This window comes from Bacillus sp. FSL K6-1003, from assembly GCF_037964945.1.
Lineage (GTDB): Bacteria > Bacillota > Bacilli > Bacillales > Bacillaceae > Bacillus > Bacillus mojavensis.
In genome coordinates this window covers 42,459-58,272 of the sequence record NZ_CP150176.1, presented here as the reverse complement: position 1 = coordinate 58,272, position 15,814 = coordinate 42,459, and the positions used below count along the sequence as shown (strand labels likewise).

The window sequence follows — 15,814 nt, the reverse complement described above, 5'->3', positions numbered from 1 at the left end:
TTTTAAAACATCGGTTTAGCTGAACAGGTAGCTGACAGATTGCTGCTCATGAACGCGAATAATCGCTTCAGCCAGAAGCGGTCCGACTGAAAGCTGCTTAAACCGTTCAATTTTCTTTTCTTCAGGGAGCTTGATGCTGTTTGTCACAACAAGCTCTTTAATTGTTGAGTTATTAATTCGTTCTACAGCAGGTCCTGATAGTACCGGATGTGTACAGCATGCATATACTTCTTTTGCTCCATTTTCAACAAGCGCATTAGCTGCAAGTGTAATGGTGCCGGCTGTATCAATGATATCATCGATAAGAATAGCGATCTTCCCTTCGATATTACCGACAATATTCATGACTTCTGCCACATTCGGTCTCGGACGGCGCTTATCAATGATCGCAATCGGCGCTTTTAGTCTGTCAGCCAGCTTGCGGGCGCGTGTCACACCGCCGTGGTCTGGTGAAACAATGACGATATCTTCAAGGTTTTTGCCTTCAAAATATTCTCCTAAAATCGGAACACCCATTAAGTGGTCAATCGGTATATCAAAGAATCCTTGAATTTGCGGTGCATGCAGATCAAGCGCGATGACACGAGTCGCACCGGCAGTCTCAAGCAGGTTTGCGAAAAGTTTTGCTGTGATTGGCTCACGGGATCTAGCTTTTCTGTCTTGACGCGCATAACCGTAGTAAGGGATCACAATGTTAATGGTTTTTGCTGAAGCGCGTTTCAGCGCATCTACCATAATCAACAGTTCCATAATATGCTCGTTAACGGGATCACTTGTAGACTGGATGATGTAACAGTCACATCCGCGAATACTTTCTTCGATATTAATTTGGACTTCCCCATCACTAAATCTTGTGACAGAACACTTCCCTAATTGAACTCCAACTATATCTGCGATTTCTTTTGCAAGCTCTGGATTAGAATTCAAAGAAAAAATCTTTAAATTCTTATCTCCGTATTGATTAGACATGGATAAACCTCCGAATTTAGGATTATTTTTTATGAATTTTTTTCACATAATCGTCTTTATTTACTTGTCTCGCTCTGGCGATAGCAAGTGCTTTTCCAGGTACATCTTCCGTAACAGTTGAGCCTGCCGCTACATAAGCACCTTCTCCGACTGTGACAGGGGCAACCAAATTGGAGTTGCAGCCGATAAATGCGCCGTCTTCAATTTTCGTTAAATATTTATTCTTTCCATCATAATTAACAGTAATTGAACCGCAGCCCAAGTTGACGTCTGTGCCTACTTCGGCATCCCCGACATAGCTTAAATGAGAAGCCTTGCTTCGGTCTCCGAATTGCGTCTTTTTGATTTCAACAAAATTCCCGATCTTCACTTCATTCCCGATGACAGAATCAGGTCTGATGTGAGCAAAAGGTCCTATGTTTACATCATTCCCCACTTTACTGTTGTTGACTACCGATTGTTTAATCACAGTACGGCTTCCAATGGAACTATTCATAATCTCAGTATGAGGGCCGATAATCGTATCTTCTCCGATTTGCACCTCACCTTTAATCACAGTTCCAGGATAAATCACAGTATCGCTTCCGATGACAGCTTCAGGAGAAATATACGTATTCATCGGGTCAATCAGCGTAACACCATTTTGCATATGCCGTTTATTAATCCGCTCTTTCATAAACAATTCAGCCTGAGAAAGAGCAACTCTATCATTAACTCCGAGCGTTTCTTGGAAGTTACCAGTCTGGTAAGCGGCAACAGTTTCGCCTTCATTTTTGAGGATCTCTATCACATCCGGTAAATAATACTCGCCTTGAACATTATCGTTCGATACTTGGTCAATGGCCCGGAATAGAGCTTCATTATCAAAACAATACGTTCCAGTATTAATTTCAGTCACAAGACGTTCTTCTTCTGAAGCGTCCTTGTGCTCCACGATTTTTTGAACCGCTCCGCTCTCACCGCGAATGATTCGGCCGTATCCAGTCGGATCTTCTGCAACAGCAGTCAAGATTGTAGCTTTTGCTTCTTTTTGTGTATGTTCTTTCAGCATAGCTTCCATTGTCTCCGCTGTTAAAAGCGGCGTATCTCCGCAAATGACAATCGTTACACCTTTTTCGTCAGCAAGAAATGGCTGTGCCTGTTTTACAGCATGAGCAGTGCCAAGCTGTTCTGCTTGAAGCGCATACTCGCTTTTATCCCCAAGCTGCTTTTTCACTTCTTCCGCACCATGTCCGACAATCGTGACAAGCTTCGTTAAAGAGAGCTTTAAAGCTTCGTCTACGACGTGCTCTACCATAGGCTTACCACAAACTGGATGAAGGACTTTGTAAAGCTTTGATTTCATTCTCGTTCCTTGTCCAGCCGCTAAAACAACTGCAAACCGCTTATCCATTTAATGGCCTCCAATATCCCTTTTATCCATAGAAAAATATATCCTAAATATCAGTTGATTTCAAGGAGACTTCATGAAGTGCAAGAATTTTCTATTGGTGCATTTTAGTTTGAAAAATCAGAATTAAAAAGGACTGCCGGAAAAAGGCTTGTCTCAGCCCCATCAGCAGTCCTTGCTTTTTGGTTATTTTTTAAGAAGCTCCAGCTTCTTCGAATTCTAATGCTTCAGTGTCACCCAGACGATGATACTCATTTAACACGGCATCTTGAATCTTTCCACGCGTGCTTGAATTAATAGGATGAGCAATATCGCGGAACTCTCCATCAGGGGTGCGTTTACTCGGCATCGCAACGAAAAGACCATTGTTTCCATCAATCACACGAATATCATGTACAACAAATTCGTGATCCAGCGTGATGGATGCAATCGCTCTCATGCGACCATCGGTATTCACGCGGCGTAATCTTACGTCAGTAACTTCCACAGTAGTTCACCACCTTTTCCCTATATAAAAGCATTAGTGTATCAATTCCACGATTTTTTCTGAATTCCTGCTGTTTTTTAAAATATTTTTTGAAAAAATAGGATATAAATACACAATTAGGTCATAACGCTTTTATTTCAGGCATAAGGTAAATAAAAAAGTGATTCCGAGCAAACCCAGAATCACTTTTCTTATTATTTTACTAACGCAATCACTTCGATTTCGACTAATGCGTCCTTTGGAAGTCTCGCAACTTCAACGCAAGATCTCGCCGGTTTGTGCGTGTCAAAATATTGTCCGTACACTTCGTTCACTTCCGCAAACTGTTCCATGTCCGCGATAAATACAGTTGCCTTTACGACTGTTTCAAAAGAAGCACCTGCTTCTTCCAACACCGCTTTTAAGTTGCTGAACACTTGATGTGTCTGCTCCTTAATATCACCGTTCACCATTTCACCTGAAGGCGTCAAAGGAATTTGGCCTGAGCTGTAAAACATATTATTGACGATGATCCCTTGTGAGTAAGGTCCGATTGCCGCTGGGGCATGTTTTGTGTGGACTGCTTTTGTCATGATTCTGTCTCTCCATTCTTCAAAAGATTGTCTTTAAAAAAACGCAGAAAATTGCCATTCTGGATTTCAATGGACTTATCTTTCATGTTGATCGTTGAAAGAGTTAGAAGTGACATATATTCATCAACAAGACGTTCATTTACTCCTTCGGCTTCGACCAAGACGCCGATCCCCGCTACATTCGCATTAAACTCATCCAACAGGCTAATCATACCATTAATTGTGCCGCCTGCTTTCATAAAGTCATCAATAATAAGTACGTTTGAACCCGTTTTCATGCTTCTTTTTGCAAGTGACATCGTTTGAATGCGGTTTGAGGAGCCTGACACGTAATTAATGCTGACCGTGGAGCCCTCAGTTACCTTGTTATCCTTGCGCACAATGACGACAGGCACATTCAGATAACTCGCAGCTGCATACGCGAGAGGGATGCCTTTCGTGGCAACGGTCATGACAACGTCAATTTCGCGGTCCGCAAATACAGAAGCAAACAGCTTGCCAACCTTGGAGAGAACAGATGGCTTTCCTAAGATATCCGTTAAATACACATAACCGCCCGGAAGGATGCGCTCAGGATTCGCCAATGACTGTCCAAGTGTCTGAACGAATTCTTCAGCTTCAGCCTGCTTCATTTTCGGAATATATTTGACACCTCCGGCAGCGCCGGGAACAGTAAGTAAAGTACCGATCCCTTGCTGCTCAAAGGTTTGCTTTATAATTGTTAAATCTTCACTGATCGATGATTTTGCAGATTCATACCGCTCAGAAAAAAAGGTTAACGGTATTAACTCGTGCGGATGGGTTAACAAATAATTTGTTAAGTCCACCAATCTGCCGCTGCGACGAAACTTCATGAACTTACCCCCAAAATCCGAATATTTTAAGATCAATATAACTTAACATACGGATTTAATCAAGAGCGTTCTGTTCGCCGATCATTCTCACCGCATATACCTGATCGCAGAAGCCTCTTAACCCGTTATAAATCCTCTGTACCTTAGACTCATATTGAACCAGTCCAAACACAGTCGGACCGCTTCCGCTCATTAACACGGCATCTGCGCCAAAGCGTTTCATCTGGTTTTTGATCATCGCGACTTCTGGATGCATATCAAGCGTTACAGACTCAAGCACATTCCCCAAACGGCTGCACATGTTTTGAAAGCTCTTTTCCTCAATCGCGTCAATCATACCGTTTACATCCGGGTGTTCCACCTCATCAAGCTTTAGCTGTCTGTAGACCTCGGCCGTAGAAACTCCAATTGTTGGCTTCGCCAAAATGACCCAGCAATGCGGAGGCGGGCTGATGTGTTTGATCTTTTCACCGCGTCCAGTGGCAAGCGCAGTTCCGCCATAGACGCAAAACGAGACGTCTGAGCCAATTTCCGCTCCCAGCTCCGCCAGCGTTTCTGCAGAAAGATTTAAATTCCACAGTCTGTTCAGTCCTCTGAGCGTTGCAGCCGCATCACTGCTTCCGCCGGCAAGGCCGGCAGCCACGGGAATCACCTTCGTGATCATGATGGAAACTCCCTTTTTCACGTTGTATCTGTCTTTGACGAGCTTGGCAGCCTGATAAGCTAAGTTTCTCTGATCATCGGGCACAAAGCGGTTGTGGGATGAAACCCTTACTACATCTTCTGCCAGCTCCGTCAATTCAATCCGATCCGCTAAATCAATTGTCGTCATAATCATTTCGACTTCATGATAACCATCCGGGCGTTTTCGGGTAACGTCGAGTGACAGATTGATCTTGGCTGGCGCTTTTTCTAAAATACGCATAGCTTTCACCTACTTCTCCATCTAAACATAAGTATGAACATTGTATCACATTTGAAGTGCGGGATGAACATATCCATATTGGAGCCATTATGTATTTACAACCAAAATCAAAAACCGGGGAACCATACGTCCCCCGGGTCACATTCCTTATCGGTTATTCTGATTCTGAGCCATCTGCTGTTCGGCGATTTCAATTGCCCGTTTTACCATGTTACCGGCATCGCGGGCACGAATGCCTCCCCAACCTTCATTTTTTACAGTGTCGTAAAAACCAAGGTCCTTAGCCAGCTCATATTTAAACTCATCTGACATAACTCCACGACGTCTGCCCAAACGAAACAACCCCTTTTTTAGAGATGATAACGATTCGTGCACGTCACGATAAAATGTGACCGTTTTTATCTTTTGTTTAATGACAGTGAAAGTATCGAGAGAATTAATGGAAATCAAAAAAAGACAAAACAAAAAGCAGTAAACAAAAAGTTCACTGCCCGTTAAAATGCTACTGAGCTTGCTGCGTCATCATTAAATGTCAGTTCAACAGTCTCAGTCAAAATATCAGCATAACTGTATGAAACTCTTTCAAACGAGTTCTCGTCTTGATCTAGTTGTATCACAAAAACAGCAGGGTACGTCTCAGCTAAAATGCCCGAACGCTCAATCGTTTTTCGGCGGCCACCGTTTGCTTTTAACGTCAGCCTTCTACCTAAATTCCCATCAAGCGACCTTTTAATATCGGACAACGTCTTCGCCATTGCATCCACCTCACTACATTTATTGTACAACACGAGCCTATTTTTGTCAAATAAAATTTAAATTATATCAACGTTAATAAGACGTTGTCAACAAAATTATTTTGACAAAATTCTATGATTCCTCAAATATTTTCCGCAAGTTTCGGTAAATTATGTATCATTATGTAAAATAAAAACCCCGAATAAATCATCTATCCGGGGCTAATTGGACTTATAAGGCATTCCGACCCTCAATACTCCTCTTGTTTCAATGCCTCCAAGTCCTTTCTCTCTTGTCAGTGTATTCCGGAGCACTTCCCATACGTTGACTCTTTCCATAAAAGGCGTAAAGCTGATTTTCGCCACGATATATACAGGATCAAGAGCATGGATGTTTACTCTTGAAGGAGAACTCGCGAAATTGGCTCCCGCTCTTATAAGTGATTCAAAATGGGATTGGCAAGCCCCCGCAAAAATAACTAGCTGATCTAAGTGAGGGATTTTTTTTCGGGCTTTCTGAACGGTTTCGACAAAGTGTTTCGAATGTCTGTATGCGCTCAAATCATCAATGCCGCCCTTTTGCTTCGAGTATGCATCATGGCCGGTAATCACCAGGATGTCAGGTCGATATTTGTCGAGCAATTCTTCTATAGAAGCAGACATTTTCTTTTCGTGACAATGAATGCCGTAAACCGGCACACCGATTTTTTTATAGACACTCAGGCATTTTTTCAAATACGCCTCATCACCGTCCATATGAAGCACCTTGCCCGGCATATGAAAATAATGCTCCTGATGCTGGTACTGGCTTGTTGCATAGTACTCCTGTTTCTCTCTCAGCAGCTTATAATCCTGACGGAGCAGCTCAAGTGATTCATTCATTCTGCTCTCATCTTTCTTTTTTCGCATCAGCTGCTCATCTTTTTGCACAGCCACCAAATCAGAAAAATCCGCATCAGCAATCAGCCTGACTTCGTCACCATGCAAAATGGCGATTGAATTCCCTGTACTTGTTTGTTCTATCGCTAATATGCGAAACAAAACATCCATTTGATAGGATTTTCTGGCTACCATATCCCCTATTTTAAATTGCACGTTCCTCACTCCACACATAGACTAAGCCTCATCATGAAAGAAAGAGCCTTGAGAAAAGCGCCTTTTTTCGCTGAGTGCAAGTTTTTCTTATCATTGAATTTAAGGTCCTTCTCTAGCCTATGTAGCGGCAGTCCATGTGGTGCGAAAACAAAAAGCCCTTTTAAAAAAGGGCTTTGTACAATCCGTTAGACAGCGCAGCGAATTCCTCAATAGACAAGGATTCACCTCGGCGCTTGCCGTCAATATTCGTTTCTTCCAGCACTTGCTCAATCATTGGTTTTTTTGCTTTACCATCAGGCAGATTGTTCACTAAGTTATTAAGCAACGTTTTGCGGCGCTGAGCAAAGCTCGCCTTAATTAACTGAAAGAAAAAGGCTTCGTTTTCTACATCCACTGCCGGGCCGTCGCGACGAATCAGCCGAATGACTGCTGAATCTACATTAGGCTGAGGAACAAATACCGTTTTCGGAACGATCATCACCGTTTTGGCTTCTGTATAAAATTGCACAGCAATAGAAAGTGAACCGTACTCCTTAGATGAAGGATCAGCAGCCATACGTTCAGCTACTTCCTTTTGCAGCATAACGACAATCCCTTTCAGCGGGAGGTTTTCTTCAAGCAGCTTCATGATAATCGGCGTTGTCACATAATAAGGTAGGTTGGCTACAACCATCACCTCATCACAGTCTTTAAATTGCTCTTCAATGACCGATCTCACGTCTGCCTTAAGTACGTCTTGATGAATGACAGTGACATTGTCATATGGGGAGAGCGTGTCTTTAAGGATCGGCAATAAACGCTGATCAATTTCAAATGCCACGACCTTTTTTGCCCGCTTGGCAAGCTGTTCAGTCAAAGCCCCGATCCCCGGGCCGATTTCAATGACACCGGTTTTCTCCGTCACTTCGGCGTGGTCGACAATTCTGTCTAAAATGTTTGTATCAATTAAGAAATTCTGCCCCAAACTCTTTTTAAAAGAAAAACCGTATTTTTTTAGTATCTCTTTCGTTCTTATCGGTGTCGCAATATCTTTATTCATTCTGTTCCTCCCGCATGACGGTATCGAGCGCACTCATAAAATCACTTTTTTTAATTTGAAACATTTGCAGCCGTTTTTGAAGCTGTTTGCCATTTGTATATCCGATTTTCAGCAGATCACCAAGACGTTCACGGCGGCGTTTTGCTTCAGATCCGCCAATCAGCCCGGCGTGAATTAGGTCTTCAGCAGAAATTTCACTCGGCTGTGCTTCCATTTCTTCATGCACGTTTTCTAAACATGCCCTGATGCTTTCAATTGATGCGTGTTCTACGCCAATTCCCCGTTTGTTTTTAGGTTTCGCAAGGTGCTTTGGCAGGAATGCATGCTTACAGCCGGGTACAGCCTCGGAAATGGTTTTGCGTATTTTTTCTCCCGGGAAATCCGGGTCCGTTAAGATGATAACGCCTCTGGTTTCCTGAGCCAAACGGATTTGTTCAATCACATGATCACCGATGGCTGAACCATTTGTTTCAATTGTGTCTGCATCAACAGCCAATTTGATGCGGGCCGTATCGTCACGCCCCTCGACCACAATGATCTCTTTAATTTTCATTATTTCCTCCAAGACAAAATAAAAACTTTTGTATATTGATGAAACTTTTTCATATGTCGAGCGTCTAATAAGCAGAAAATACACTTCGTCTATTATAACGAAAAAAACAGAGGGCGCAAAACCCTCTGTATAGATAAGTATATATTAATTCAAGATTTTAATTTTGACTGTTTTATTTCCCCATCGGTAAGCCGATGATTTCTCAGGGAAAAAGACGTCTATTTTATTCCCTTTAATCGCTGAGCCCGTATCAGCAGCAACGGCGTATCCATATCCTTCAACGTGGACTTTTGAGCCTAGCGGAATGACATTTGGATCTACTGCGATGACTTTTGCATTAGGATTATTTTTCAGATTAACGCCTGTAGCCGTATGTCCTGAACATCCGCTGCAGCTTGCCGTATAAGCTGTAGATGAAACTGTCATGACTTTACCTGTTGATTCATTGCTCCGAGACACAACTGGTTTTGAATCGCCGGAAGCACTGACCTTTTCAATCTTCGGACTGCTTTGCTTTGTGCCGATCGCAACCACTTTATCTTTGCTTTGCTCGGCTGTTTCTTCTTTTACAAGCTCTCTGGAAACTTCTTCGCCGTTTTCCTTTACGACTTCATAATGTTTTTTGAGCTTGCCTTCTTTTCCTTTTTGGACGACCTTTTCTTGCCCTTTTTCAAGAGAAGCGTCTTCTTGTTTTTTCACATCAAACGCTATTTTCTCTTCAACTACATCGGTGACCTTTTCGATACGAGTTATTGTAATATCAGCCTTTCCTTTCGTTAGCTTTTCATCTAACGCAGGCTTGATTTTATCTTCGTCTTTTATGTTCATCTTTTGCTGTTTTAAAAAGTCAGCGACCGTAGTCGAAGTCGTCCAGATCTTCTTTTCTTTCCCTGCATCATTCACAGTGACTTGGAACGCAGGTTCTATGTTAATTTTCATGTCTTTCGAAACTTCTGTATCTATTGCGGGATCAATCTGATCGTGTTCTTTTACATCAACATCTTGTTCGTCCAGTAATGCACCGACCGTTTTTGCTGTTGACCATAATGTCTTTTCTTTCCCGTTTAAAGTAAGCTTCACAGGTTTTGCAGCCTCATACACAACATTCATATCTGCTGTTATCTGTGTCTGTTTAGCAGGTGTGATCTTGTCTTCATCTCTTGTCTTTATATCAAGTGCTTCTAAAAGATCACCGACTGTTTTTGCATGTGTGCGTATATTTTTCTTTTTGCCGTTGATAGAAACTGAGACTGATTGTTTCGTCAGCTCATGAGCTGCGTACGCAGTCCCGCCTCCCGCCAGCAGCAAACAAGCAGCAACCAGAATGACTTTGCTTTTGCTAAGCTTTACGGAAAACAGCTTTTTCATTTTTTGTGTGATGAAAAACGCCTCCTTCTCCTCGGAGAGATTATATAGAGTATCTAAAAGGCTGTCAACCCTCCCTTCTCGTTCCCCTAAAAGCTCAGTGTCTTCTTCATTATCCTGAAACACACCGAGAAACGGAAGAAAGACTTGTCGACAAACCTATCCTATGAGGAGAAGAAAGCATGTAGAACATTTATGGAAAAACACCGGAACGGACAAGCTCTTACAAAACCCGCTAGCTTTTTTTGTCAGTTTATACGGAAAAGTCTTTTTGCATTTTCAGTCGTAATTGATGCAATTTCTTCAAAGGTTGTTCCTCTTAATTCAGCAATCTGTTCTGCCACATATTTCACATAGCTTGGCTCATTTCTTTTCCCTCGAAAAGGAGTTGGGGTAAGAAACGGACAGTCAGTTTCAATCAGCAGCCTATCATTCGGAATTTCCTTTACAACTTCCTTTGGTTTCTTCGCATTTTTGAAGGTGACAGGACCGCCAAATGACAAATAAAAATTCATCTTCATACATTCTCTTGCCACTTCAATACTGCCCGTAAAACAATGCATGATGCCGCCGACTTCGTCTGCGCCTTCCTCTTTCAAAATGGTAACGACATCCTCTGTTGCATCACGGTTGTGGATAATAATAGGGAGATTGACCTCTTTTGCGAGGGCAATTTGTTTTCTAAATACTTCTTTTTGAACTTCTTTAGGAGATTTATCCCAATGATAATCCAGACCCATTTCACCTATCGCTACCACTTTTTCATGAGCAGAAAGCTCTTTAATCCAAGCCAAATCTTCCTCTGTCATGTCAATGGCGTCAACTGGGTGCCAGCCGATGGCAGCATATATAAAATCATATTCCTCAATCATTTCCATCGCCCGGGTAATGGTCGGCCGGTCAAAACCGACGACTACAATCCGGTCCACTTTTTCAGCTTTCGCCCGCTCAATAACCTCTTCTAGATCTGTATTGTATTGTTCTGCATTTAAATGCGCATGTGTGTCAAATAACATAAATGAAAAACTCCTTTCTTGTCGAAACACAAAAGGTGTTCGACGAATTGTTACACGTGAAACACCTTTTGTTTATCATTATTTAATTCTTGTGCCCTTCGGTAAGGACTGATCGATGGATACGACTTTTAATACGCCGTCTGCTTCTCCTGCAAGGATCATTCCTTGAGAGAGCTCTCCTCTCAGCTTAACCGGTTTTAGATTTGTTACACATACGAGTTTTGTTCCAATAAGCTGTTCAGGTTTATAATGTTTTGCAATACCGGAAACGACTTGGCGTTTCTCAAAGCCAAGGTCAAGCTGGAGTTTCAGTAAACGATCTGCTTTTTTCACCGGCTCTGCTTCTATAACCTCTGCCACACGAAGTTCTACATTCATGAACTGATCAATCGTAATTTCAGGTAAACGGTCGACCTCTTGCGGCTCTTCTTCTTTTTTCTCTTCTTTAGCTGGAGCTGAGCCCTGCATTTTCCCTTTAATGTACGCAATTTCTTCTTCTGCTTCTAAACGCGGGAATAAAGGTTCGCCTTTTTGTACTTTTGTGTCTTTAAGCTGACCGAAAGCTGTAATGCTGTCCCAGGCTTTTAAAGCATCATCCGTGATGCCCAGCTGCTCAAACATTTTTACCGGTGTTTTTGTCAGGAACGGCTGAAGCAGTACGGCTGAAATACGCAATGATTCAGCAAGGTGATACATAACCGACTGCAGTTCATTTTCTTTTTCTGGATCTTTGGCAAGAACCCATGGAGCCGTTTCGTCAATGTATTTATTAGTTCGGCTGATCAACTGCCATAATGTTGAAAGAGCGACCGAGAATTCCATCTTTTCCATTGCTTTTTCATAGGATTTCACTGTTTCCTCAGCCACGGAAGAAAGCGTCTGGTCAAATTCCGTTACGGCACCTTTATAAGAACCGATTTGCCCGTCAAAGTATTTATTGATCATGGCAACAGTACGATTCAAAAGGTTACCTAAATCATTCGCTAAGTCATAGTTAATTCGTTCAACAAAACCTTCCGGCGTGAAAACACCGTCAGATCCAAATGGCACTTCACGAAGCAGGTAATAACGAAGCTCGTCTAAACCGTAGCGTTCGATGAGCGTGACTGGATCAACAACATTCCCTTTGGATTTCGACATTTTTCCATCTTTCATCAAAAGCCAGCCATGCGCAAATACTTGCTTGGGCAACGGAAGGTCCAGAGCCATTAGCATAATTGGCCAATAAATGGTATGGAACCGTACAATTTCCTTACCAACTAAGTGAACATCGGCTGGCCAATATTTTTGATAAAGCTCATCATTTTCTGTATCATAACCGAGTGCTGTTAAATAGTTGAATAGTGCGTCGATCCAAACATATACAACATGTTTTGGATTTTCCGGCACCTTCACACCCCAGTCAAATGTGGTGCGTGAAACAGCTAAATCCTCAAGGCCGGGTTTGATGAAGTTGTTAATCATCTCGTTTTTACGTGACTCCGGCTGAATGAAGGTTGGATTTTCTTCATAGAATTTCAAAAGACGGTCAGCATATTTCCCCATACGGAAGAAATAGGATTCCTCTTTGATCAATTCGACAGGGTGGCCGCTGTCAGGGCTTTTCCCGCCAATAACCTCACCCTTTTCATTTCGTTCAATATCTACAAGCTGAGTTTCCGTGTAGAATGTTTCATCAGGAATACTGTACCAGCCCTCGTATTCATCAAGATAGATGTCCCCGTTTTCAAGAAGCTTTTGGAACACCTTTTCTATGACAACTTTATGCCGTTTTTCAGTTGTGCGGATAAAGTCATCGTTTGAGATTTCAAGCTGTTTCCACAGTTTCTGAATATCTGCCGCTGCGCGATCCACATACTCTTGAGGCGTAATGTTTTCCTGTTCAGCTTTTTGTTGGATCTTCTGCCCATGCTCATCCGTTCCCGTTAAATAGCGCACATCAAAGCCTTTTAATCGTTTGTAGCGAGCCATTGCGTCACCAGCGACTGTTGTATACGCATGGCCGATATGTAATTTTCCGCTCGGATAATAAATCGGTGTTGTAATGTAAAATGTATTGTTTTCTTGCGGCATCTTGAAACCTCCCAATCAGAATGTCAAAAAGCTCCCGCCCAAAGGACGAGAGCGGCGAAAAGTGCAAAACATATATGATTATCTATTTTTATATTTATCCTTTATCTATGATACCATCTTAGCCTTTAAGATCAAGGATATATACGTATGCCCCTAAAAAGAATAATTAAAATTAAAAACCTTTAATAAAAATAAAAAAAGTCTGTTCATGTCGAATTTTGTCGTATATAATCATACGGTATAAAAAACCTTGGTTCGAAAGTCTTGATTTAAAAGGATTTTTCATAGGATAATAGCTTTATTAGAAAATTATAAAATGCTGTTAATCCGGTAGTTTCAAAGCCATTACTGACTATAAGAACTAAATCTTACAATCAATAGTAAACAAAAGGATTGACGATTATTGGAAACCTTGTTATGCTATGAAGGTAAGGATTTTGTCGAATAATGACGAAGAAAAATATAACTTAAACAATAATTATCTCTTGGGAGGAGAATGTTTATGAAATCTACTGGTATTGTACGTAAAGTTGATGAATTAGGACGTGTAGTGATTCCTATCGAATTGCGTCGTACTCTTGGAATCGCAGAAAAAGATGCTCTTGAAATTTATGTTGATGATGAAAAAATCATCCTTAAAAAATATAAACCAAACATGACTTGCCAAGTAACTGGTGAAGTTTCTGACGATAACCTTAAACTTGCCGGCGGCAAATTGGTACTAAGCAAAGAAGGCGCTGAGCAAATCATCAGCGAAATCCAAAACCAGCTTCAAAACCTTAAATAATCATTTTTTACACAAAAAACGTTCTTGTTATGACACAAGAACGTTTTTTTTATTGCTGAATATGGTATGCATCATACATTTCACGTTTTGGGACGTTACGATCTACGGCCGCTTTTTTAATGGCTTCTTTTGAGGTTGCTCCCTTTGAGATATAATGCTCGACATGTTCTTTTGCAGAGAGGTTCTCCCACCAATGTGTTTCTTCATCTTGTTCCTCAGAGTTATTGCCCTCGACCACAAGACAAAACTCTCCGCGGATCTGATCCTCATTTGCCCAGTCTATCACTTCTGATATCGTTCCTCTTATAAACTCTTCATATTTCTTAGTAAGTTCACGCGTCACCGCAATGTCCCGGTCTCCTAATATCTCTAACATCACAGACAAGGTTTCCTTCAATCGGTGAGGTGCTTCATAAAAAACAATCGTTTCTTGTCGTTTTTTGAGGACATCGAGTTCTTTCTTCTTTTCTTTTTTCTGCCTGTTGAGAAATCCGTAGAAAAAGAAAGGCTGCGGTACAATTCCTGAAGCGATAAGCGCTGTTAATGCGGCATTGGCCCCCGGCAGAGGAACAACATAACCGCCCATTTCTGTAAAGTCCTTGACGATTTCCGCTCCCGGATCAGAAATTGTCGGCAGCCCGGCGTCACTGACCAGCGCTATGTCCTTCCCGGACTTCAGCCATTCAATGATTTTGTGGCCGCTGCTTTCTTTATTGTGTTCGTGATAACTGACAAGCGGGGTTTCAATTTCATATACATGGCAAAGCTTTTTTGTTTGCCTCGTATCCTCTGCAGCAATCGCATCCACTGATTTCAGTGTTTCGATCGCTCGAAACGTCATATCCTCTAAATTTCCGATAGGTGTCGGAACCAAATAAAGAATCCCCATATCCGACTTACCATTAAAGCTCATCTGGCGCCTTAACATATACAGCCTCCTTGCTGTTCCGTTTTTCTTCTATATAAAGCTCTTTTTTTCTGCGGGTCAGTTTTTTAAAGTAATATTCCGCCTGCATGGCTTCCCGCTTCGTTGCAAATGCCTCAGCAAAAATTAAATCAACCGGGCGTCTCGCTTTTGTATACTTTGCGCCCTTTCCATCGTTGTGAGTTTTCAGCCGTTTCTGCAGATCGTTGGTATACCCTGCATACCAGCTGTTGTCTTTGCACTGTACAACATAAAAGAAATGGTTATTTATCTCCATATAAAATGGTCCTGATTTCTTTTGTGTATTCGTTTTGTTCGTTATACACGAACAGCGGAGGAAGTATTTTCAAATCTGGCCGCCCGCCTTTTATGCCTTCAACCAAAATAGTATTGGCTTCCTTCCCTTGTTTCGGATAGACAAACTGAACACGCTTCGGCTCAATTTGATAAGCCTTCATCAATTCAAAAATTTCGAGAAGCCGGCCCGGCCGATGAACGAGCGCTGCCTTTCCGCCTTGCTTTAGCAATTTACCGCTGACAGAAATGACATCTTCCAATGTACAGTGAATTTCATGTCTTGCGATACGGAGGTGCTCATTCAAATTTTGTTCGGCCTGTTTCGGTGTTTTAAAATAAGGCGGGTTGCAGGTAACAACATCATATCTATTATGCCCCAGCTTTTCAGGCATGTTTTTCAGATCATCATGTATGATTTGAATTTGATCCTGCAGCTCATTATACGCCACACTGCGGACAGCCATATCATGCAGTCTTTCCTGAATTTCAACTCCAAGAATTTCGGCTTTTGACCTTGTACTCAGCAGCAGTGGCACAATGCCGTTGCCAGTGCACAAATCAACAATTTTTCCTTTTTGAATCGGAACATAAGCAAATTTGGAGAGAAGCACAGCGTCCAACGAAAAAGCAAACACCGTTGAACTTTGTATGATCTTCATGTCCTCTGCCAGCAAATAGTCTAATCTTTCATCGTCATGTAATGAAACCATTTTCTTATCCTTTCCAGCACCTT

The 15,814-nt window shown here is 41.9% G+C and carries 18 protein-coding genes; 1 reads left to right on the top strand and 17 read right to left on the bottom strand.

What is annotated here, in order from left to right; genetic code table 11:
- Positions 1 to 15: 15 nt before the first annotated feature.
- The 14 genes from NSU16_RS00315 to metG form a co-directional block, all read right to left on the bottom strand.
- Positions 16 to 969, bottom strand: a complete 954-nt coding sequence (locus NSU16_RS00315; protein WP_010332701.1) for a ribose-phosphate diphosphokinase — start codon at positions 967 to 969, stop codon at positions 16 to 18.
- Positions 970 to 991: 22 nt separating this feature from the next.
- A complete protein-coding gene (gene glmU, locus NSU16_RS00310) occupies positions 992 to 2,362 on the bottom strand; it encodes a bifunctional UDP-N-acetylglucosamine diphosphorylase/glucosamine-1-phosphate N-acetyltransferase GlmU (RefSeq protein ID WP_268445192.1) in 1,371 nt (456 codons plus the stop codon).
- 190 nt (positions 2,363 to 2,552) lie between these two features.
- Entirely contained in the window at positions 2,553 to 2,846 is a 294-nt protein-coding gene (spoVG, locus tag NSU16_RS00305) for a septation regulator SpoVG (protein ID WP_003218346.1), read from the bottom strand.
- Between the two features lie 194 nt (positions 2,847 to 3,040).
- The gene (ridA, locus tag NSU16_RS00300; protein WP_003226738.1) at positions 3,041 to 3,418 is read right to left on the bottom strand and encodes a 2-iminobutanoate/2-iminopropanoate deaminase; all 378 of its coding nucleotides are present in this window, start codon (positions 3,416 to 3,418) and stop codon (positions 3,041 to 3,043) included.
- A complete protein-coding gene (gene purR, locus NSU16_RS00295; RefSeq protein WP_168746753.1) occupies positions 3,415 to 4,272 on the bottom strand; it encodes a pur operon repressor in 858 nt (285 codons plus the stop codon). The genes ridA and purR overlap by 4 nt, the downstream gene beginning before the upstream one ends.
- A gap of 55 nt (positions 4,273 to 4,327) precedes the next feature.
- Positions 4,328 to 5,197 (bottom strand): 4-(cytidine 5'-diphospho)-2-C-methyl-D-erythritol kinase, encoded by an 870-nt coding sequence (gene ispE, locus NSU16_RS00290; RefSeq protein WP_268445226.1) that lies wholly within the window; start codon positions 5,195 to 5,197, stop codon positions 4,328 to 4,330.
- A gap of 147 nt (positions 5,198 to 5,344) precedes the next feature.
- A complete protein-coding gene (locus NSU16_RS00285; RefSeq protein WP_010332697.1) occupies positions 5,345 to 5,530 on the bottom strand; it encodes a small, acid-soluble spore protein, alpha/beta type in 186 nt (61 codons plus the stop codon).
- A gap of 161 nt (positions 5,531 to 5,691) precedes the next feature.
- Positions 5,692 to 5,952: a Veg family protein gene (locus NSU16_RS00280; RefSeq protein WP_010332696.1), complete on the bottom strand. Its 261-nt coding sequence runs from the start codon at positions 5,950 to 5,952 to the stop codon at positions 5,692 to 5,694.
- 201 nt (positions 5,953 to 6,153) lie between these two features.
- Positions 6,154 to 7,026: a sporulation-specific protease PrtG gene (prtG, locus tag NSU16_RS00275; protein WP_010332695.1), complete on the bottom strand. Its 873-nt coding sequence runs from the start codon at positions 7,024 to 7,026 to the stop codon at positions 6,154 to 6,156.
- Positions 7,027 to 7,186: 160 nt separating this feature from the next.
- Positions 7,187 to 8,065 (bottom strand): 16S rRNA (adenine(1518)-N(6)/adenine(1519)-N(6))-dimethyltransferase RsmA, encoded by an 879-nt coding sequence (gene rsmA / locus NSU16_RS00270; protein WP_168746752.1) that lies wholly within the window; start codon positions 8,063 to 8,065, stop codon positions 7,187 to 7,189.
- Positions 8,058 to 8,618, bottom strand: coding sequence for a ribonuclease M5 (gene rnmV, locus NSU16_RS00265; RefSeq protein WP_044153503.1), 561 nt, complete (start codon positions 8,616 to 8,618; stop codon positions 8,058 to 8,060). Before rnmV ends, rsmA begins: the two co-directional genes overlap by 8 nt.
- A 144-nt stretch (positions 8,619 to 8,762) precedes the next feature.
- Positions 8,763 to 9,986 (bottom strand): G5 and 3D domain-containing protein, encoded by a 1,224-nt coding sequence (locus NSU16_RS00260; RefSeq protein WP_229150235.1) that lies wholly within the window; start codon positions 9,984 to 9,986, stop codon positions 8,763 to 8,765.
- Positions 9,987 to 10,231: 245 nt separating this feature from the next.
- On the bottom strand, positions 10,232 to 10,999 hold the full coding sequence (locus tag NSU16_RS00255) for a TatD family hydrolase (protein WP_010332691.1): 768 nt from the start codon (positions 10,997 to 10,999) through the stop codon (positions 10,232 to 10,234).
- 78 nt (positions 11,000 to 11,077) lie between these two features.
- Complete coding sequence (gene metG, locus NSU16_RS00250; RefSeq protein WP_268445186.1) at positions 11,078 to 13,072, bottom strand: methionine--tRNA ligase; 1,995 nt, start codon at positions 13,070 to 13,072, stop codon at positions 11,078 to 11,080.
- Between the two features lie 496 nt (positions 13,073 to 13,568).
- On the opposite strand from metG, the gene abrB reads away from it, so the two are divergent.
- Positions 13,569 to 13,859 carry a transition state genes transcriptional regulator AbrB gene (gene abrB, locus NSU16_RS00245; protein WP_003226760.1) on the top strand — a complete coding sequence of 97 codons (291 nt, stop codon included), beginning with the start codon at positions 13,569 to 13,571 and terminating at the stop codon, positions 13,857 to 13,859.
- A gap of 49 nt (positions 13,860 to 13,908) precedes the next feature.
- Here the strand turns inward: abrB and rsmI are convergent, their stop codons facing one another.
- The 3 genes from rsmI to NSU16_RS00230 are packed head-to-tail and all read right to left on the bottom strand — an operon-like array spanning position 13,909 to position 15,791.
- A complete protein-coding gene (gene rsmI, locus NSU16_RS00240; RefSeq protein WP_168746747.1) occupies positions 13,909 to 14,787 on the bottom strand; it encodes a 16S rRNA (cytidine(1402)-2'-O)-methyltransferase in 879 nt (292 codons plus the stop codon).
- Positions 14,762 to 15,061 (bottom strand): GIY-YIG nuclease family protein, encoded by a 300-nt coding sequence (locus NSU16_RS00235; protein ID WP_339179241.1) that lies wholly within the window; start codon positions 15,059 to 15,061, stop codon positions 14,762 to 14,764. The genes rsmI and NSU16_RS00235 overlap by 26 nt, the downstream gene beginning before the upstream one ends.
- The gene (locus NSU16_RS00230; protein ID WP_339191851.1) at positions 15,048 to 15,791 is read right to left on the bottom strand and encodes a tRNA1(Val) (adenine(37)-N6)-methyltransferase; all 744 of its coding nucleotides are present in this window, start codon (positions 15,789 to 15,791) and stop codon (positions 15,048 to 15,050) included. Before NSU16_RS00230 ends, NSU16_RS00235 begins: the two co-directional genes overlap by 14 nt.
- Between the last annotated feature and the right edge of the window lie 23 nt (positions 15,792 to 15,814).